General features: G+C 71.3%; 15 protein-coding genes. 9 read left to right on the forward strand and 6 right to left on the reverse strand.

Annotation, left to right across the window (positions count from 1 at the left end; genetic code table 11):
* Window positions 1–67: 67 nt before the first annotated feature.
* Window positions 68–1,075, forward strand: coding sequence for a helix-turn-helix transcriptional regulator (locus tag OHT61_RS00910; RefSeq protein ID WP_329034102.1), 1,008 nt, complete (start codon window positions 68–70; stop codon window positions 1,073–1,075).
* Window positions 1,076–1,229: 154 nt separating this feature from the next.
* Here OHT61_RS00910 and OHT61_RS00915 read toward each other — a convergent pair whose 3' ends face one another.
* Window positions 1,230–2,108: a Bax inhibitor-1/YccA family protein gene (locus tag OHT61_RS00915; RefSeq protein ID WP_329043039.1), complete on the reverse strand. Its 879-nt coding sequence runs from the start codon at window positions 2,106–2,108 to the stop codon at window positions 1,230–1,232.
* Window positions 2,109–2,334: 226 nt separating this feature from the next.
* Here OHT61_RS00915 and OHT61_RS00920 point away from each other — a divergent pair, with 226 nt between their 5' ends.
* The 6 genes from OHT61_RS00920 to OHT61_RS00945 all read left to right on the forward strand — a co-directional run bounded on the left by OHT61_RS00920 (window position 2,335) and on the right by OHT61_RS00945 (window position 9,999).
* On the forward strand, window positions 2,335–2,913 hold the full coding sequence (locus OHT61_RS00920; RefSeq protein ID WP_329034103.1) for a CGNR zinc finger domain-containing protein: 579 nt from the start codon (window positions 2,335–2,337) through the stop codon (window positions 2,911–2,913).
* Between the two features lie 605 nt (window positions 2,914–3,518).
* A complete protein-coding gene (locus OHT61_RS00925; RefSeq protein ID WP_329034105.1) occupies window positions 3,519–4,868 on the forward strand; it encodes an ABC transporter substrate-binding protein in 1,350 nt (449 codons plus the stop codon).
* A 79-nt stretch (window positions 4,869–4,947) separates the two neighbouring features.
* Entirely contained in the window at window positions 4,948–5,859 is a 912-nt protein-coding gene (locus OHT61_RS00930; RefSeq protein ID WP_329034107.1) for a carbohydrate ABC transporter permease, read from the forward strand.
* Window positions 5,856–6,755, forward strand: coding sequence for a carbohydrate ABC transporter permease (locus OHT61_RS00935; RefSeq protein ID WP_329034108.1), 900 nt, complete (start codon window positions 5,856–5,858; stop codon window positions 6,753–6,755). Before OHT61_RS00930 ends, OHT61_RS00935 begins: the two co-directional genes overlap by 4 nt.
* Entirely contained in the window at window positions 6,752–8,824 is a 2,073-nt protein-coding gene (locus tag OHT61_RS00940; RefSeq protein WP_329034110.1) for a beta-galactosidase, read from the forward strand. The genes OHT61_RS00935 and OHT61_RS00940 overlap by 4 nt, the downstream gene beginning before the upstream one ends.
* 197 nt (window positions 8,825–9,021) lie before the next feature.
* Window positions 9,022–9,999, forward strand: coding sequence for a LacI family DNA-binding transcriptional regulator (locus OHT61_RS00945; protein WP_329034111.1), 978 nt, complete (start codon window positions 9,022–9,024; stop codon window positions 9,997–9,999).
* Between the two features lie 64 nt (window positions 10,000–10,063).
* Here OHT61_RS00945 and OHT61_RS00950 read toward each other — a convergent pair whose 3' ends face one another.
* Together OHT61_RS00950 and OHT61_RS00955 are read right to left on the reverse strand one after the other, a co-directional pair.
* Window positions 10,064–10,720: a hypothetical protein gene (locus OHT61_RS00950; RefSeq protein ID WP_329034112.1), complete on the reverse strand. Its 657-nt coding sequence runs from the start codon at window positions 10,718–10,720 to the stop codon at window positions 10,064–10,066.
* 118 nt (window positions 10,721–10,838) lie between these two features.
* On the reverse strand, window positions 10,839–11,261 hold the full coding sequence (locus tag OHT61_RS00955; protein WP_329034113.1) for an organic hydroperoxide resistance protein: 423 nt from the start codon (window positions 11,259–11,261) through the stop codon (window positions 10,839–10,841).
* Between the two features lie 761 nt (window positions 11,262–12,022).
* Between OHT61_RS00955 and OHT61_RS00960 the strand changes: the two genes are divergently transcribed.
* Window positions 12,023–12,274: a hypothetical protein gene (locus OHT61_RS00960; protein WP_329043040.1), complete on the forward strand. Its 252-nt coding sequence runs from the start codon at window positions 12,023–12,025 to the stop codon at window positions 12,272–12,274.
* 77 nt (window positions 12,275–12,351) lie between these two features.
* Here the strand turns inward: OHT61_RS00960 and OHT61_RS00965 are convergent, their stop codons facing one another.
* Together OHT61_RS00965 and OHT61_RS00970 are read right to left on the reverse strand one after the other, a co-directional pair.
* Window positions 12,352–14,589, reverse strand: coding sequence for a SpoIIE family protein phosphatase (locus tag OHT61_RS00965; protein ID WP_329034114.1), 2,238 nt, complete (start codon window positions 14,587–14,589; stop codon window positions 12,352–12,354).
* Between the two features lie 305 nt (window positions 14,590–14,894).
* The gene (locus tag OHT61_RS00970) at window positions 14,895–15,182 is read right to left on the reverse strand and encodes a hypothetical protein (RefSeq protein ID WP_329034115.1); all 288 of its coding nucleotides are present in this window, start codon (window positions 15,180–15,182) and stop codon (window positions 14,895–14,897) included.
* Window positions 15,183–15,526: 344 nt separating this feature from the next.
* On the opposite strand from OHT61_RS00970, the gene OHT61_RS00975 reads away from it, so the two are divergent.
* Window positions 15,527–16,360, forward strand: a complete 834-nt coding sequence (locus OHT61_RS00975) for an SDR family oxidoreductase (RefSeq protein WP_329034116.1) — start codon at window positions 15,527–15,529, stop codon at window positions 16,358–16,360.
* 112 nt (window positions 16,361–16,472) lie between these two features.
* Here the strand turns inward: OHT61_RS00975 and OHT61_RS00980 are convergent, their stop codons facing one another.
* Window positions 16,473–18,194, reverse strand: coding sequence for a cytochrome c biogenesis protein CcdA (locus OHT61_RS00980; protein ID WP_329034118.1), 1,722 nt, complete (start codon window positions 18,192–18,194; stop codon window positions 16,473–16,475).
* Between the last annotated feature and the right edge of the window lie 410 nt (window positions 18,195–18,604).

The raw sequence follows: 18,604 nt of genomic DNA on the forward strand, positions 1-18,604 counted from the left end.
GAAGACAATCCATCGTGACCTGCGCCGACGAACCACGAAGGCGCCTGTCTCCTGGCTAGGAGAGGCGATGCTCGGCCCCTTGGGTCTGGATGCCACGGCGGAGGCCGTGTACCGCGCGCTGCTCTGCGATCCACACGCGACGGCCCCGGAACACTGCAAGCGTCTTGACCTGACGCCTGAACAGTTCGACAGCGTACTGAGCGAGTTGACGGATCTGTCGCTCGTCCGGCCGGCGACCGGGGAGGGCGCCCACCGCGTCCACGTGGTCAATCCGAAGCTCGCGCTCGAGACGCTGCTGGCCCGCCAGCGGGCCGAACTCGCCGCGCGCGAACAGCAGGTACGGGCGGGCGAGGCGGCGGTGGCCGACCTGCTCAGCAGGCTGCCCGCCTCGGACCCCGTCACGGGCGGGCCCCCGGTGGTGCACCTGGACGGCGTGGACCACGTACGGGACTACCTGGCCCGGCTGCACGAGGAGGTGGAGGAGGAGATCCGGACCTTCGCCACGGGCGGGGCGCAGACCGTGGAGAACATGACCGCCTCCCGCCCGCTCAACCAGCGGCTGCTCGGGCGCGGGGTGCGGATGCGCACGGTCTACCTGGACAGCATCCACAACCACGCCCCCACGGTGACCCATGTGACCTGGCTGGCCTCACTGGGCGCCGAGGTCCGTACCGCGCCGTCCCTCAGCACCCGCATGATCATCGCCGACCACCGTCTGGCGCTGGTGGCACTGGACGACCAGGACTCCTCGCTGGGGGCGCTGGTGGTGGGCGGGCGGGGCCTCATCGCCGCCCTGGAGGCACTGTTCGACAGTGTCTGGGAGCGCGCGGAACCGCTGGGCCGCGAGGAGAAGCAGGAGGAGGACGCGCTGACCCGCCAGCAGCAGGAGACGCTGCGGTTGCTCGCCCGGGGGTACACGGACGAGGCGATAGCCAAGCGGCTGGGAGTCTCCCCGCGCACCGCCCGCCGCATCGCCACGGGCCTGCTCGGGCACCTGGAAGCCCGCAGTCGCTTCCAGGCGGGGGTGCACGCGGCGCAGCAGGGCTACCTGCGCACGGCCGGGCCGAAGCCGTAGGCCGGCCGCGCCCCGGCGCTGCCCGCCCGGCGCCGGAACAGGGCCCGGCGCGGAACAGGGGCCCGCGCGCTCCGGCCCGCGCCGCCCGTCCTGCCGGGCCCGCGGCCCGGCGACGTGTGCCCCGGCGACGTGTGCCCCGGCGGCAAGCCGCTGGTCAGAAGACGTCCTCCTCCCGCACCAGGGTGAGCAGGTTGAGCAGTTCCACGTAGAGCCACACCAGGGTGAGGGTGAGCCCGAAGGCGGCGAGCCAGGAGTCCTCACGGGGAGCGCCGTGCCGGACCTCGTCCTCGACCTGCTTGAAGTGCAGGGCCAGGAACGCTGCCGCCAGTACGACGCCGAGGAGGCCGAAGGCGATGCCGGGACCGCCGCTGCGGAAGCCGAGTCCGTCGTGGCCTCCGAAGGCGGAGAACAGAAGGTTCGCCAGGGTGAGCAGCGCGTAGCCGAGGCCCGCGGCGGCCACGAAGCCGTAGAAGCGGCGGGTGACGCGGATCCAGCCCAGCCGGTACGCGATCAGCACTCCGGCGAAGACCGCCATCGTGCCCAGGACGGCCTGGATGACCGTGCCGGGGGCGATGTAGGTGGAGACCGTGGCGGAGACGACTCCGAGGAACACGCCCTCGAGCGCCGCGTACGCAAGGATCAGAGCCGGGCTCGGCCGGCGCTTGAACGCCTGCACCATGGACAGCGTGAAGGCGGCCAGGGCGGCGGCGCCGGCGATTCCGTACGACGTACCGATCCGCATCGGATCCACCGGCAGCAGGACCCAGGACAGGACCGCCGCGAGGACGACCGTCCCAAGCGTCATGGCCGTACGGACGATCACGTCGTCCATCGTCATGATCCCGTCGGCACCTCGCGCGGAGGGGGCGGATCCGGGGCCGTAGGCGGCTCCGGCGTCCTTGCGCAGGTCGATCGTGGCCAGCGACGGCGTCACCACACCCCTCCCGCCCGCCACGGCGGTGGGGCGCGCCGCTCCGCCGGAGGTGTCGCCCCGGGTCATCCACTGTCGGAGGAGCGGATTACTGCTCTTCAGTGATCGTGTGCCTGTGTCCACCATCCGACTGCCTTCTCTGCTTGTCCGTCCGCGGTCGCGCCATGCGTCGCTCCTGTACAGTCACACGCAGAACGTCACCCGTCAAGGCGGTGACGCAGGAGGTGTTCCTTGAGGCCGGGAATCAGGCGACAGCCGCCCCGCACGAGGGCACGGGCCCTGCGGGCGACTTCTTGCATCGCCAAATGTCACCATTTAGAGTGGTGACATGATGCACGCGTTCGCAGGTGGCGCCCCGGCCCTCGACTTCGCAGGGACACTGCGCTATCGACACAGGTCCGAGCCCCGCGAAGACATGCACTCACCTCTGGCCCTCAGCGTGTGGTTCCGCGAGAGCGGCATCCTGGACCGTGACATCCCGTGCGACGCGGCTGACCTCCGCGAGGCCTGGACACTCCGGGAGGCCGTCTACCACCTGATCCTGGCGAAGATGTCCGACAGGACCCCGGACCAGGGCACCCTGACGCTCGTCAACGACTACGCCCGCAGGCCGGCACCCGTCCCGCAGCTCACCCCGGACGGACAGCGGCACGTCGTCGACCCGTCGGCCGCCCAGGCCTTCGCCGCCATCGCACAGGACACCGTGTCGGTCCTCGGCGGCCCCGAGGCGGCACTGCTCAAGGAATGCGGAAACCCCGAGTGCTCACAGGTCTACATCGACCGCTCCCGGGGGTCGCGGCGGGAATGGTGCGCCATGGACCCGTGCGGCAACAAGATCAAAGCCGCGGCGTACCGGGCCCGCAAGCGGATGAACGCCCTGAAGGCGGCCTCCACCCGCTCGCGATAGCCGGAATCCACGCCCGACGCACCGGTGGCGCGCACCGACGACGGGCGACTCCCCGTCGACCGGTTGGCGCCGGGGCACCCGGATGCCTCCTGCACGCCTTCCGATGCCGCGACCAACAGAGCTGACGGGCCGCGCGCCGATGGGTTCCGCACCGTCAGCGCTGCGACAGGTCAGCCCCCGAGGCGGCGCCATCCTGGCGATGTCGCCACGGCCGGGCCGCCCTTCCCGGCCGACCGCACCCGGGCCGGACGACCGAGGCCGAAGTAGCCCCTCACGCCCGGCAGGAGAAGCACCCCCTTCTGCCACCATCCCGCAATCCGCCTCGGCCGCCCGGAGGTTCGCCCCTCCCGGGGCGACGTCGGCACACCGTAACGTAATCGATTCCGCAAGGCGAGACACTGCGGGGAATCAGTCGGGGCTGACGTAAACACAGCAGGTCAGAGGCATTTGACCACCCCTCAGCATCGAGCCGGAAGAGGTCACGAAGGGGACTCGGAAGTGACGAGTTCCAGCGAACCTGTTGACTTCTGTCGATTCCTGTTGTGAATGTTGCGCCCACCGCTTCGTCGGAGCGGCATCCCGGTGTTAGGAGCAACCTCATGGCGATGCGCGATCGCACTTCCCTGGCCAGGCGCTGCACGCTCGGCGTGGCGGTGCTGGCCCTCACGGCCGCGACGGCGTGCGGCAGCGGCGACGGCGATCAGGGCGGTGCGGACTCCGCATCGTGCAAGCCGTCCGAAGACAAGGTCACGCTGGACTACTGGTCCTGGGTGCCGGGCATGCAGAAGGCCGTCGACGTCTGGAACGAGAAGAACCCGGACGTCCAGGTCACGTTGAAGACGACCCCCTCCGGCAACGCCGGCACCTACCAGAACCTCTCCAATGCCCTCAAGGCGGACAAGGCCCCGGACCTCGGCCAGATCGAGTACGACTCACTCGCCAGCTTCCGGATGAAGAGCGGCCTGCGGGACATCTCCGCCTGCCCCGGTGTGAGCGACGCCGGGCAGAAGTTCGTGGACTGGACGTGGTCGCAGGTCGAGTTCGGGGCCGACGGCAAGGACGGCGTCTGGGCCGTGCCCCAGGACACCGGCCCCATGGCCCTGTTCTACCGCAAGGACATATTCGACAAGCTGGGCCTCAAGGCGCCCACCACGTGGGAGGAGTACGCGGCGGACGCCCGCACGCTGAAGACGGCGGGCAAGTACATCACCCACTACTCGCAGACCGACCCGAACTGGTTCACCGGCCTCCTGTGGCAGAACAAGGCCACGATGTTCGAGCGCGAGGGCGACAAGTGGAAGGTGACCGTGGACCGGCCGGAAAGCCGTCAGGTCGCCGACTACTGGCAGAAGATGATCGACGACAAGCTCGTCGCCACCGACCTCCAGGGCTTCTCCCCCGCGTTGTACAAGGCGTGGAACGACGGCGAGGTCGTCACCTGGATCAGCGCGGCATGGGGCTACAGCACCATCCGGGACAACGCGAAGAGCACCGGCGGAAAGTGGGCCGTCGCCCCGATGCCGCAGTGGAAGGCGGGTGACCGGCAGGCGGGCAACTGGGGCGGTTCCACCACGGCGGTGCTCGGCGGCAGCGAACACCCGGCGGAGGCGGCCGAGTTCGCGCTCTGGCTCAACTCCGACCCCGAGGCCCTGGCGATCCTCAACCGGGAAGGCGGTCTCTACCCGGCTCTGAAGGCCGGCCTCGACCTGCCGGCCCTCGAGCAGCCGGTCGACTTCTACGGCAAGCAGAAGATCTTCGACGTCTTCGCCCAGGCCTCGGCCGACGTGGACACCGACTTCACGTGGGGCCCCACGATGACCGACACCTACCGCTACCTCAGCGACGGGACCGCCGACGTCATCGGCGGCAAGGGCACCCTCGGCGACGTGCTCGAGCGCACCGGCGCACAGAGCGTGGACTCCCTACGCAAGCAGTCGCTCGACGTGACCGGCTGACCGGACCGGTCACCCTCCCTGTGACTCCTCGCCGCCCGCGCGGGCGGCGAGGAACAGCACCCGCAAAGGCTGCCACCACGTGATACCCACCAGAACACCGGCCGGGGCGCGCCGCCGCCCGCGCCGCACCCTCGCCCCCTACGCCTTCCTCGCCCCCTTCCTCATCCCCTTCGTCCTCTTCACCCTCGCGCCGGTCGGATACGCGTTCTGGCAGAGCCTGCACAGGACCGAGCGCACCGGCGGGACCTTCGGCCGGACCCACTCCGTCTTCGCCGGATCCGACCAGTACGCGGCGGTCGTGAAGGAGCCCTTCTTCGCCGACAGCGTGCTCCGTGTCGTGGGGTTCGCTCTCGTCCAGATCCCGGTCATGCTCCTGCTGGCCCTGGTCCTTGCCCTGCTCCTGGACTCGGCCGTCGCACGCGCCAAGCGCTTCTTCCGGCTGGTCTACTTCGTCCCATACGGCATTCCGGGTGTCGTGGCCGCACTGATGTGGGCCTTCCTCTACGACCCGCGGCTGTCGCCCGTCGTCGACCTGCTGCACTCGGCGGGAACCCACGTCGACCTTCTCGGGCCCGGCGCGATCCTGTGGTCCATCGGCAACGTCGTGACCTGGACGTACACCGGCTACAACATGCTGATCCTCTACGCCGCCCTGCAGGCCGTGCCCGCCGACATCGGGGAGGCCGCCCGGGTGGACGGTGCGAGTGGATGGACCGTCGCCCTGCGCATCAAGATCCCGATCATCCGTCCCGCCCTCGTACTCACCGGGGTGTTCTCCATCATCGGCACCTTCCAGCTCTTCACGGAACCACAGGTCTTCCGGTCGATCGCCACGAGCGTGACGAGCACCTACACGCCCAACCTCGCCGCCTACTCCCTGGCATCCGGGGACAACTACAGCGAGGCGGCCGCCCTGTCGGTCCTGCTCGCGGTGGTGACGTTCGCACTGTCCTTCGCGTTCCTCCGCTTCACCTCCCGGGGGCAGGCATGAGCATCCTCACCCGCACCGACGGGTCCCACGCTCCCTCGGCGGCGGCCGGCCGCAGGCCCCGTGCGGGCGCCTCGACCGTGATCGCCATGGTCTTCATGGTCCTGATCGCCGGTTACATGCTGCTCCCCGTGTACTGGCTGCTGGTGTCGTCCACCAAGAGCCAGGGCGACCTCGTCACGACACCCGGGCTCCTGCCGGCCCGGTGGCACCTCGGTGAGAACCTCGCCGCGCTCTTCGACCACCAGGACGGCGTGTACTCCCGATGGCTGCTGAACAGCCTGCTGTACGCGGGTGCGGGATCGGCCGTCGCGACGGTGCTCGCCGCCGCGGCCGGCTACGCCCTGGCCACGTACGCGTTCCGGGGCCGTGAAGCGGTGTTCTCGGTCATCCTCGGCGGGGTGCTCGTGCCGGCGACCGCGCTCGCGCTGCCGCTGTTCCTGCTGTTCGCCGAGTTCGACGCCACCAACACGTTCTGGTCCGTGTTCCTGCCCAGCGTCGTCAGCCCCTTCGGCGTCTACCTCTCGCGCATCTTCGCCGCCGCGTCCGTCCCGGACGAAGTGGTGGAGGCCGCGCGCATGGACGGCGCGAGCGAGTTCCGGATCTTCCGCACGATCGCGATGCGCCTGATGTCCCCGGCGCTCGTCACGGTTTTCCTGTTCCAGTTCGTCGTCATCTGGAACAACTTCCTTCTCCCCCTGGTGATGCTGCAGGACGAGCGTCTCTACCCCGTCACGCTCGGCCTGTTCACCTGGCAGTCCCAGACCAGCCGCCTGCCCGAGCTGCAGACGCTCACCATCGTCGGCGCCCTGGTGTCCGTCGTACCCATCGTGCTCACGTTCCTCCTCCTGCAGCGCTACTGGCGCGCCGGACTCGCCGCCGGAGCCGTCAAGTCATGAACCCCTCCCTGGCCGACCTCACCCGCCGCCTCGGCGGCATCGCCTACGGCGGCGACTACAACCCCGAGCAGTGGCCTCGCGAGACCTGGGCGGAGGACGCCCGTCTGATGCGCCGGGCGGGCGTCAACCTCGTCACCCTCGGCGTGTTCTCCTGGTCCCGGATCCAGCCACGACCCGGTGTCCGCACATGGGACCTGCTCGACGAGGTCATGGACCTGTTGCACCGTCACGGCATCGCCGTGGACCTCGCCACCCCCACGGCCGCCCCGCCGCCCTGGTTCACGCGTATGCACCCGGATGCCAGGCCCGTGACCGCCTCCGGAACCCGGCTGGCGCAAGGCAGCAGGCAGGTCTTCTGCCCCAGCAGCCCCGCCTACGCCCGAGCGGCCGACGCCCTCGTCGCGGAACTGGCGTCCCGCTACGCCGACCACCCCGCGCTCGCCCTGTGGCACGTCCACAACGAGTGGGGGAACCACAACGCGCTCTGCTACTGCGACACCAGCGCCGGAGCTTTCCGGGCCTGGCTGCGGGACCGGTACAAAACACTCGACGCGGTCAACGAGGCCTGGGGCACCGACTTCTGGAGTCAGCGCTACGGCGAGTGGGAGGAGATCGATCCTCCTCGTGACACGACCGCGTTCCGCAACCCCGGACAGGAACTCGACTACCGCCGCTTCTCGTCGGACGCCCTGCTCGAACGGCATCGCGCCGAGACGGCCCTGCTGCGCCGGGCCGCTCCGCACATCCCCGTCACGACCAACCTGATGGGGACGCTGGAGAAGAAGGTCGACGGATACGCCTTCGCCGCCGAGTGCGACGCCGTCTCGATCGACCACTACCTTCCCGCCGCCGATCCCGGCGGACACATCGATCTGGCACTCAACGCGGATCTCGCGCGGGGCATGGCCGCCGGCCGGCCCTGGCTGCTCATGGAACACTCCACCTCCGCCGTCAACTGGCAGCCGGTCAACGTGGCGAAGCGGCCGGGTGAGACACGACGCAACAGCCTCACCCACCTGGCGCGGGGTGCGGACGGGCTGATGTTCTTCCAGTGGCGGCAGTCCCGTGCGGGGGCGGAGAAATGGCACTCCGCGATGCTGCCCCACGCGGGAACCGACAGCCGCGTCTTCAAGGAGGTCACCGCGCTCGGCGCCGAACTGCGGTCCCTCCGTGAAGTGGCCGGCACCCATGTGGCCGGTGACGTGGCCGTGCTGTTCGACTGGCACAGCTGGTGGGCTCTGGAACTCCAGGCCCGCCCCTCCGGCGAGTTCCGTTACCTGGACGCGGTGCGCGACTGGTACGAGGCGCTCTGGAGGCTCAACGTCACCTGCGACGTCGTCGCTCCGGGCGCCGACCTCACGTCGTACCGGGCCGTCGTCGCGCCCGGCCTCTACCTCCTGTCAGGGCAGGATGCCGGCAACCTCACCCGTTACGTCGAGCGGGGCGGGCACCTCGCGGTCGGCTGCTTCGGCGGCGTCGTCGACGCGTACGACCGCGTGCATCCCGGCGCCCACCCGGGCGCGCTGCGGGAGACGCTCGGCCTCGTCGTCGACGAGTACCTGCCCCTGAGACCCGACGACGAGGTCCGGCTGGAGGACGGCACCGGCGTGCGCCAATGGGCGGAACGCGTGGAGTCCCGCGGCTGCCGCACGGTCCTCGGCTTCGCCGACGGCCCCGAGGGTGGTCCGGCCCGCGGTGGTCCCGCGGTGACGCGCCACGATTTCGGGCAGGGCGTCGGCTGGTACACGGCGGCCCGGCTGTCGGCGGACGCGCTGCTCCCCGTGGTGCGTGCGCTGTGCGACGAGGCCGGAGTCACTCCCGCGGCGTCCACCCCGCCGGGCGTGGAGGCGGTGCGGCGTGTGGGCGGGAAGGGGTCGTACCTGTTCCTGATCAATCACACCGAGGACACCGTGTCGGTCGCGGTCGACGGCGTGGGCCTGGCGGACGCCGAGATCCTGGAGGGCGAGGCGCGGGTGCCTCCCGGGGGCGTGGTCGTGGTGCGCGAGAGCACCCCGCCGGGTGGCTGCGGCACGCGGCGCTCGTCGGCCCCTCGGGGAGTCCTCGCCTGACAGCTGCCGTGGCGAGGGCGGCGGTGCACGGGCGGCCCGAACGCCTCGCTCCGGCACCGCGATCGGGCGCGCCGCGCCGTCCTCCCCCGGCGCGGCGCGCTCCGGTGTCCTGCCGCGAGAGCGCTTTCACCGCGTTCGGCCTGGTGAAGTAGGGTGACCTTCCGAAAGGGAGGGGTAGCGTGCCGGAGCGGGTCACCATGGCCGATGTCGCTCGTGTGGCCGGAGTGTCCTCCGCCACGGTCTCGTACGTTCTGTCGGGCAAGCGCCCGGTCGCACCCGAGACCCGAGCCGCGGTCGAAAGCGCCATCTCGGATCTGGGGTTCTCCGTGAACGCCACGGCACGCAGCCTGCGGACGGGCAGGTCGAGTCTCGTCGCGCTGATCGTGTCCGACATCGCGAACCCGTTCTTCGCGCAACTCGCCGCCACTCTGCAGGAGGAGTTGCGGGGGCTCGGACTGCACGTGGTCGTGTGCAGCACCTGGGCGCGGCGCGACGAGGAGCGTGCGCTGCTGGCCGAGGCGGTGCAGCAGCGGTTCGCCGGGGTCGTGATCACGCCGTTCCGGCTGCGGCCGCAGGACTTCCAGCTGATCGCGGACGCCGGAATACCCGTCGTGGTCAGCGCCGACGTCTCGTTCGGTCCGCTCGACCTCGTGACGCCCGACGCGCGGGCGGCCACCCGGAGCGCCCTGGAGCGGGTCGCCTCGGCACAGCGCCGGCGCATAGCCGTGATCGCGGGCCCCCGGGACGCGACGGGCGGGGATCCGCGTCTGGAGCTCCTGCGCTCCCTGGCCCTCCAGTACGGCATGCCGCTGCCGCACGAGCTGGTGGTGAGGGGCGAGCACACCCGTCAAGCCGGAGCTGCCGGGTTCGAGGAACTCATGAGCCGGCCGCACCGACCCGACGCCGTCTTCTGCAGCAACGACGTCATCGCCGTCGGCGCGATGGACAAGGCCCACGAGATGGGCATCGACATCCCCGGTGACGTGGCGCTCGTCGGCCACGACGACGCCTCCTTCGCATCGTTGGTGAGGCCCCGGCTGACGACGATCCGGTATCCGGCGGCAGACGTGGGCCGTGCGGCCGCCCGCCTGCTGACCGAACGCCTGCACGGCGGACGCGACGTGCACAGGACCGTGCGGATCAAGGCGGAGTTCGTCGCACGCGCGACCGTCTGATCGGTCCGGCAGGACCGGTGCGGCGGTCACTGAAGGCAATTTCGGCGACGATGCGTCAACTTCCTTACGGGAGAACACCGTCGAGCCAGGCGGCAAGAGCGGCCACTGAGGCGGCGTCGGCGTCCGCGAGCCGTTCGACGAAGGGCTGGGCACACGCGTCCACCGGCGCGCCGGCCCGGGCGAGCGCCGAGAGGAGTGCGGCATGTGCGCGTGCGGGGGTGGGTGGGCCGGCAGGATCGGGGAAGCCGCCGTGGTCGGCGAGGGCCTGCGCGAGCCACGCGTCGATCCTGTCGTGTCGGCGGCTTCCGCTTCGCGCATCGGAGGTCCGGGGCTCCTCGGCGCCGGTCACGCTCGTCACCGTGGCTGCGGGGCCGGTGAGTTGAAGGGCCGCCGGGGCGGCACCGCCGGTGGTTCGGCGGCCCGCCCCGTGCTCCGACAGCACGTCCTCCTGCTGACGAGACCCGGCCGCGCGCTCCTCCTGGACGAGGGGGTCGGAATCGGGCAGGTAGACGGCCGTGGTGCCGGCGAGCAACCGCTCGATACGTTCCCACTCGGCCAGTACCGCCGCACCGTGGCCGCCGTCACCGTCCGCCTCGTCGTGGCGCATGCCGAGGTGGTCGATGCGCGCGTCCTCGAGTGCCCTGCGGACGTCGGAGTGGGTCAGGCCCACTGCCCTCCGTCGCACCGAGGCCCGGCCGCGGAGGGATGGTGAGGTGGCCACGGCTTCTTCCCCTTCGTTCGTTCGCGCACGCCGGTCCGGGCGAACCGCGGGTCCCGCATATGAGTGTGACGGCCGGTGCGGTCCCCGCGGTACGCGGCACCGGACGATGCCCGGCGGGTCAGACGGCGACGGCGTTGACCGTGACGGGTATGTTCCCGCGGACGGCCTTGGAGTAGGGGCAGATCTGGTGGGCGGCGTCGGCGAGGTCCTCGGCCTCGGTCTGCGTGATTCCACCGACTCGGAGGTTGAGCACGGCGGCAAGGGAGAACCCGTCGTCGCCGTGGTCCAGCGACACCTCGGTGTCGATCTCGGTGCTGGTCAGCCGGATCTTGCGCTCAGCGGCCGCGAGGCGGACAGCGCCCAGGAAGCAGGCGGACCAGCCCGCCGCGAAGAGCTGCTCGGGGTTGGTGGCCGTGCCGGCGCCGCCGAGTTCCTTCGGGAGTGACAGGCCGGTGTCCAGCAGACCGTCGTCGGATCGGGCGTGGCCGCCGTTGCGGCCCTCGCCGGTGACCTTCACGGCGGCGGTGTAGGTGTGCGGCATGTGAATCGTCCTTCTTCGAGTGGAGGGACACACGGATCCCGTGCGTCGCGGGCCGCTCGGCGAGGAAAGACGTTTCCGTCACCCGTTCGAGCGGTGACTTGATCCTCACAGGATCGACGTCACCTGTCAAACAGGTGACGATTCCGATAGCCCTCCGGCCGCCGCGCGCCCACTCCGCCGACAGGGGCGCGAGACACCCCGCGACGGACGCAGAACGCCGGACCCGTCGCCGGATCCAGGAACCGCCGCCCGGCCCTCGACGGTCTCGCCACGCAACTCCCCTCCCGGCATGCACAGTTGTCGTTACATCCACCCTCCCAGCCCTGCAGTCGCGGTGGACCGGCTCCGCTCCCTGACGCATCAGGCCACCCCCTGCGACGCCACCGGCACCCGATATCGCTCTTGCGACATGTCACCGCGACACGTCCGGGACCGACGGCACGCATACCGGCGGCCGGGGCGCCGCAGTGGCCGTACGACTGCTGACCGTTGGCCCGGTGCGGTGATCCTGACCCCGGGGTCCGACGGACGGCGCACCGCCGTGGTCGAGCCAGGAGCCGGAACGGGTGGGTGCGGGCGCCGCTGCGGATCCCCGCAGCAACCTGGCGCATGCGTTCGAACTCCGCTGCAGGGTGGAAGACTTGAAGTGAACGCGGTCGCACACCGGCCGCATCTCCAGGGGAAGGTGGCCAGACGTGAACTCCGCCCGCCGTGCCTTTGCACCCTTGCGAAGGGTCTTCACCGCCCATCCGCCCGTCCCCGTGCCGCCGAAGGACCCGGCCCGGCCGCGCCACAACGTCTTCGAAGCCGCAGCGGCCTACGTGACCGCGAGCGTCGAGGAGAACCCGGACCGGCTCGACGAGGCGGCGGGGTGGGTAGCACCGGACGCGCTGGCCTTCGGGATCAACGAACTCGCCTGCCGGGCGGTGGTCGCCCTGGCCAGGGAACGTGACGAGCCAGTCGAGGCGGTGGCGCGCCGGCTCCTCGGCCTGCCCGGAGCGGGGCCGGCCTGACGACGCCCGGGCCCGGCTCGCCAGGCGGCCGTGGACCGGGCGGCGGACGTTCCGCACAGCGCGCGGGCCCCGTGCTCTCAGGCGTCCGGGATCAGCACGTCCAGCGAGACCGTCTTGCCCCTGCCGTTGGGGTAGCTCTTCCACCCCTCGGTCAGGGCGTCGACGATGAAGAGGCCGCGGCCGTGCTCGGCCTGCGAGAGTCCTTCCTCGGAGAGCGACAGCGGTGAGGGGACCGGCGGGTTGCTGGCGGAGTCGCGTACCTCGACCCGGATGCGTTCCGCGAAGACCCGCAGACGGAGTTCGACGTCACTGCCCGCGTGGACGAGCGCGTTCGTCACGACCTCGGAGACCACGAGCTGGAGGCTGTCCGCCATCCCGGCCAGCCCCCAGTCGTGCATCCGGTCGTCCACGAAATCACGTGCCGCCTTGACGCCGCGCAGGTCGCGGCGCTGGATGCGGAGGCTGTCGGCCCGTGGCACCACCTCCCCCTCGGCGTGTTCGCACCGCGCCAGGAGCAGGACCGCGTCGTCGCGCCGGTACTGGGGGGCCGACGTGTCGGCGATGAGGTGGTCGGCCAGTTCCTCGAGATCGGCGGGCGCAACGGTGTCGGCCGAACCGAGCAGCGCCCTCGCTCCGGCCATGGGGTCGGCCGTGCTCCAGTCCAGCAATCCGTCGGAGTACAGCATCAGAACCGATGCGGGCAGGAGGGTGTGCTCGCGCGCCAGGCTCCCCGCATCCACGGTGACCCCGAGGGGCACGTTGGCGGGCGCCTCCAGGGTGTCGCTGCTTCCGTCGGGCAGCAGCACGAGCGGCGCGGGATGCCCGGCCAGCGCCACCTCGGCCACACCCGCGACGGTGTCGAGCGCGACGACGCAGCAGGTGACCAGCAGGCCCGCGCCCATGGCGGTGAGCCACCTGCCGGCCCTGTCGATCACCGCCGCCGGGCGGTGGCCCTCGGTCACGTAGGCCACCAGTGCGCTGCGGACCTGCCCCATGACGGCGGCGCTCTCCATGGAGTGGCCTTCCACGTCTCCGACGACCAGGACCACCCGGTCGTCCGGAAGCATGATCACGTCGTACCAGTCCCCACCCGCTTCGGAGGTGACGACGGCGGGCCGGTAGCGGGCCGTGGTGGTGAGTCTGGGCAGTTCGGAGAGGGTGGGCGGCAGCAGCTGCCTCTGCAGGGTCTCGGCCGCCGCGCGCTGTCGCCTGCCCAGCTCGACGCGTTCCACCGCCGCGCCCAGTGACCCGGCCATCATGTTCAGGATCGCTCTCTCCTCGGGCGGGAAGTCGCGGGTCCTCTCGAACGTCAGGCAGCAGAGGCCCACCACGTCCGTGCCCTCCTCGGGAGGCAGGTCCGTGGCGTGCCTGCTGCCCAGAAGGGGGAGGTAGACCTCCGTCCGCGACTCGTCCGCCGAAGGGCGGGAGATGAACACGGGACGGTCGCGCACCGACTTCGCGGCCGGCATCGAGTCGTCGAGGACAGCGCCGTGGAGGTCCTTGGCGATGCCCGAGGAGTCGCCGGTGTGTCCGAGGACCCAGAGGCGCCCTTCCCTGGCCGAGACGAGGGCCAGGGCACTGGCGCGGAAGGGGGTCATGACGCAGAATCTGGCCGCCCGGACGATCTGGTCCATGGTCGTGGCCCGGTTCAGCATGTCGGCGAGCCGCCGCATCGGGTAGACGAGGCTCATCCCCGCGGATCCCGGAACGTCGGGGATGCCCCAGCCGGGGGTGCTGTTCTCCGCGTGTGCGCTGAACACCGGCACGAGCACGGGCATGTGCCCGGGTGTGACGGCGACGCCCGCGTCCGCGAGCGCCGCGAGGTCGAGCCCGAGTCCGGCCCCGATGTCCCGCATCGCCTCGGCATCCGCCGGCGTGCAGCCGCCGTGGGTCTCCGGCCTGAGCACGGTGATGGCGCCGAAGCGGTGCCCCGGGGCGGTGACGGGCGCCGAGAGGGCGACGTACGGATACGGTGCCCCGTCGCCGTTCTCCCCCTCGGCCAGATCGGGATCGGTCAGAACCTCGACGTTCCCGGAGGCTAGGGCCCGTGCGGAGGCGTAGGACGCGTCGAGGGGCATGCGGCCGGGAAGGGTGAACGCCGACGGAGGACTGCCGCCGATCATCACCGCACGGAGTTGCGTGCCGCCCTCGTCGAGGAGGTACACGACGGCCGAGGCGGCGTCCAGCCGGCGGACCGCACCCTGCAGCGCGCGGTGGAGAACAGCCGCCGGACCACTCTTTCCGGTCTGCGGAAGGGGGTCCCGGCGGTCGGTCCCGACCTCCGCGCTGCTGCCATCGACGGACCGGCTGCCCATGCGGAAAATACTAGGCGGCCCTCCGCTGCCGGGCGACCTGTGCGCCGCCGGCCGTGCGTCCATCCGCTGGGCGGGCCGCACCCGAGGGGGCGGCCCGCCCAGTCGGCCGGCTCACTCAGCGGAGACCGAAAGCCCTGGTCACGGACTGGGTGACGGCGTTGTGGGCGACATCCCGGGCGGGCGCCCGGACGGACACGAAGCGGGCCCTGTGCGGTGCGGCCGGCGCGTAGCGCCCGTCGTGCGCCCGTCGTGCGCACGGCGGGCAAGCTGCCGGGCGCGCCCGTCGTCGTACGAGTGGTCCACCATCAGGGAGGACACGGCACCCGCACCCGCCGCGCCCGGCAGGTGCGAGGCGGGGACAGCCGGTTTCGCGCCCCTCCCGCTCGGCCCGACGCGTCGGTGTCGACCGCGTAGTCGAGCTGGAGCAGCGGCGGGAAGGCGGGACGGTCCGTGGCGGTGGCCGGCCAGTCGGCACGCCGGCTGTTCATGGGCTCGCGTGTCGTCAGGCCGATGCCCCGGTCCGAGTGGACGGGCTCGAGGCGGGACTCGCCGCCTCGGCGTGCCGGATCGGGGTTGTCGAAACCGACGTCCACCAGGGCCTGGTTCTCTGGACGACGAGGTTCCTGTGGATCTCGTCGTGCCGCGTACGCATCAGTTCGTCTGCCGGCCGACGGGAAGCGCGCCGGTCCGTGCGCCTCGGTGCCTCCGCGCGCCCCCGCCGGAGGGATGACCTCGTCCCGGTACCCCCGTGAACATGAACTGCCGCCCCCGGCGGGGCAGTCGCGGCCTCGGCGGTCAGGATGGACCACCGGCGCGCCGCACGACGACGGCACCACCGCCCACCGGTGGAGCCACCCGCGGCCGGGGCGGCTACGGCACGACGCACACAGCGCCGCCACAGCCATCCGGAACCGGATCGGACATCACGGGGGAACACATGGGACGACGTTGGTTGATCACGGGCTGTTCCTCGGGCCTCGGGCACGCCCTCGCCGGCGCCGCGGCCCGTGCCGGGGACGAGGTGGCTGTCACCGCACGCAAGACGGCCGACCTGGAGGACCTCGTCGGCGCGTGGCCCGGCCGCATCACCCCGGTCCCCCTCGAACTGCGTGACGCCGAATCCTGCGAACAGGCCGTACGCACCGCGTCCGACCGCCTCGGCGGAATCGACGTCCTCGTCAACAACGCCGGCGTCGGTCTGTTCGGCGCCGTCGAGGAGGTGTCGGACACGGAACTTCGGGACCAGTTGGAGACCCTGGTCGTCGGCCCCTGGAGACTCGTCCGCCTCGTCCTGCCCCTGATGCGGGCCCAGGGGCATGGCCACATCCTCAACGTCTCGTCGGTGGTCGGCCGGATATCCTTCCCCGGCCTCGCCGCCTACACCGCCGGGAAACACGCCCTGGAGGGCATGAGCCAGACCCTCGCGGCCGAGGCCGCGCCACACGGTATCCGCGTCACCGTGCTCGAACCGGGCATGTTCGCGACGCGCTACGGGGTCTCCATGACCGAAGCCGGCCGGAGGGTCCCCGCCTACGACGGGACGAACCGCGCGATGCTGGAAGGCTCCCGCGGCCTGGCGACCAACCCGGGAACAGGCCGCCCCGAGGACTTCGCGGCACGCGTTCTCGGCATCGTCGGCGCGGAGGCCCCCACCCCGCTGCGGATCCCGGTCGGCGACGACGCGTACGGGTTTCTGGAGCATGCCGGGCAGGCGTCCCGCGAAGAGCTCGCGGCGGCCCGGATCCTCACGGCGAGCCCGCCCCCGGTCTGACCGAGACGGGGAACGGCCCGGCCCGGCGGACGCCGGACCGGGCACGGCCGTATGCGCCCGATCGGGGGACGACCCGCAAGGCCATCCCCCGATCAGGCAGCCGGACGGCGGCTCACCCGAAGGTGAAGGAGTACGCCTTGAGGCCGGGTGAGAGCGTGAGCGTCACCACCCCGTCCCGGGATCCGTGGCCACTCACCACACGGCGGATGTTTGGCGCACCCGAAACCTTGTACGTGGTCTTCCTGCCGTCGACGGTCGCGGTGACGGTGCCGGTCCCGCCCACGTCCAGGTAGACCTCACGAGCGGAGTAGTTCAGCTTGATCGCGGCGTCGTGGCCACTGGTCACCGACTCCTTGCCCACGTCCCAGCCTCCCGTGAGGGCGTACTGGCCGAGTGCGGGCGTGTCCGCGTAGCTGAAGTCTTCGCGTCCCCCTTCGAGCGGCCCGTTGGCGACGGCGTCACTGCGCCCCACGCCCAGGCCGATCTCCGGGGTCTGCGTGCGGTCGGTCGGGGTGTTGTCCGGCACGCCCGTGGGCGCCGGCAGGGTCGCCCCGGGGTGCGCCTCGGTCAGCAGTTCCCGGATCAGCTTCTCCCTGTCCGCGTAGCCGCCCTCGCCGACGGCGACGTTCCGCACCCGCCCGTGTGCGTCGATCAGGTACTGGGCAGGCCAGGCGACGTTGCTGTAGTTCTGCCAGGTCGCGAAGTCGTTGTCCAGTGCCACCGGGTACTTGATACCCAGGCGCGCGGCTCCGGCCTTGACGTTTCCGCGGTCGTGCTCGAAGGCGTACTCGGGGGTGTGCACACCGACGACCTCCAGGCCGCTCCGCTTGTACGTGTCGTACCAGGCGTTGATGTGCTCGCCCGCGCGGTGGCAGTTGATGCAGGAGTACGCCCAGAAGTCGACCAGGACGACCTTGCCCTTGAGGGAGCTACGGGTCAGCGGTGCGTCCTTGGGTGTGTTCAGCCACGACTGGATCCCGGCGAACTCGGGTGCCTCGCCGCAGTCGTGCAGACCGGAGGACGGCTGCTGGACGCACTGGCTCAGCTTCTCGCTTCCGCCCGAGCCGAGCGCCCCGGTCACGGCGGAACCGGAGATCGCCTTGTTGACGCTCGCCGTGTAGTCGGGGACCGCGCGCTGCAGGGCGTCGGTGACGTTGAACGTGAGACCGATGGCCAGCGCGACGAAGGTCAGCCCCGCGATGAACTGGACGCGGCGCTGCCGGCCGCGGAACGCGCGCACGCGCTCCCCCATGCGCTGGCCGGCCAGCGCGAAGAAGGTCAGCGGGACGGCCGTGCCGACCGCGAACGCGACGGCGAGGGCGACCGTGTCCACGCCGATCCGGTGCGTCGCACCCGCCACCGTGATGGCGGCGAGCACGGGCCCGGCGCAGGGCACGTAGACGGCCCCGAGGGCCAGGCCGAGGAAGAAACCGCCGCGCGTCCCGCCGACCTGCCGCTGCCCGATGCGCGCGAAGGGGCGTTCCAGCAGGTCCTGCAGCCTCGGGAACATCATGGCGACGCCGAGCACGAGCAGCACCACGAGGCCGGCCCACCGGATGATGTCCTGGGGAAGCGGCAGGGCACTGAGCACCAGCGTGCCGAAGAGCGTGATCAGCGTGAAGCTGACGACGAGTCCGGCTATCACCGCGTACGGCCGCCGGCTGCGGGTCGCGGTCTCTTCCGGCTTCCCTCCCTGGACTCCGCCGGAGAGGAAGACCAGCGGGAGGACGGGGAGGATGCACGGAGAAATGGCGGTGATGAAGCCGCCTGTCAGCCCGATGAGGACCAGCGTGATCAAAACTACCTCCGGGCGGGACCGCCGGGTGTTGGGCATCCCGGCGAGGTTCGTGAGCGGAGAACCGCGGCGGTCGCGGCTTCTCGGACTGCTGTGCGGCCCGCGTCACCAGGACTCGGCGCGTCGGACTCCGGCCGCGGGACACGCGCCTCGTACCGGCGCGGCTCCCTCGGGCACGGGCCGCCGAAGTGCGGCGGTCGCCTGTCGGCGACGTCGCGGCCTCGGTTCCGGGCGACGGAGGCTCCACGCCCCGGTCGAACCGGTGGATTCGACGAGGCCCCGGCCGGGCACGCCACACTGGACGCCCGTCCGACACCTCCTTGAACAGTGACGACTCTGACCTAGTCTTCGTCACCTGTCAAGATGGTGACGAAGGGGAGCCGGGGCAGCACAACCCGCACCGGCAGGGGCCCGCCGTCGCGGCGGCCGGGCGTATCGTGAGCGGCATC

This window comes from Streptomyces sp. NBC_00178 (assembly GCF_036206005.1).
In the GTDB taxonomy this organism is placed as follows: domain Bacteria; phylum Actinomycetota; class Actinomycetes; order Streptomycetales; family Streptomycetaceae; genus Streptomyces.

Coding starts and splice junctions, on each gene's coding strand:
- OHT61_RS00920 (WP_329034103.1), top strand. CDS start 2,335: ATGATGCACGCGTTCGCAGGTGGCGCCCCGGCCCTCGACTTCGCAGGG.
- OHT61_RS00975 (WP_329034116.1), top strand. CDS start 15,527: ATGGGACGACGTTGGTTGATCACGGGCTGTTCCTCGGGCCTCGGGCAC.
- OHT61_RS00925 (WP_329034105.1), top strand. CDS start 3,519: ATGCGCGATCGCACTTCCCTGGCCAGGCGCTGCACGCTCGGCGTGGCG.
- OHT61_RS00980 (WP_329034118.1), bottom strand. CDS start 18,194: ATGCCCAACACCCGGCGGTCCCGCCCGGAGGTAGTTTTGATCACGCTG.
- OHT61_RS00965 (WP_329034114.1), bottom strand. CDS start 14,589: ATGGGCAGCCGGTCCGTCGATGGCAGCAGCGCGGAGGTCGGGACCGAC.
- OHT61_RS00935 (WP_329034108.1), top strand. CDS start 5,856: ATGAGCATCCTCACCCGCACCGACGGGTCCCACGCTCCCTCGGCGGCG.
- OHT61_RS00940 (WP_329034110.1), top strand. CDS start 6,752: ATGAACCCCTCCCTGGCCGACCTCACCCGCCGCCTCGGCGGCATCGCC.
- OHT61_RS00955 (WP_329034113.1), bottom strand. CDS start 11,261: ATGCCGCACACCTACACCGCCGCCGTGAAGGTCACCGGCGAGGGCCGC.
- OHT61_RS00910 (WP_329034102.1), top strand. CDS start 68: ATGCTCGGCCCCTTGGGTCTGGATGCCACGGCGGAGGCCGTGTACCGC.
- OHT61_RS00945 (WP_329034111.1), top strand. CDS start 9,022: ATGGCCGATGTCGCTCGTGTGGCCGGAGTGTCCTCCGCCACGGTCTCG.